We start from the raw sequence: 256 nt of genomic DNA, 5'->3' as shown, positions 1-256 counted from the left end.
GGTCCAGGGCCACGTCGGTGATCACCCCAAGCTCCGGGAAACGCTCGCGCAAGGCCCGGGTGGCGCGCTGGGCGAGGCCTTGCGGGTTCCAGGCTTCGGCGGCGTCGAGGGACTTGAGCTCACTGGGCGTTACCGGAAACAGCGCCAGCGCCGGGATTCCCAGTTCAACCCAGTGGGCGGCCTCTTCCAGCAGCAAATCGATGCTCAAGCGCTCCACCCCTGGCATCGATGCCACCGCTTCCCGGCGATTTTCACC

Annotated in this window: 1 pseudogene; it reads right to left on the bottom strand. The window is 67.2% G+C overall.

The annotated features are described in order from the left end of the window. Window positions 1–208, bottom strand: a pseudogene (locus AC0L2F_RS35885) (porphobilinogen synthase); the annotation flags it as partial. Between the last annotated feature and the right edge of the window lie 48 nt (window positions 209–256).

Source organism: Bradyrhizobium sp. Ken64, from assembly GCF_055807555.1.
The sequence above is the reverse complement of the archived record's forward strand: the minus strand, read 5'-3'. Positions and strand labels throughout refer to the sequence as shown.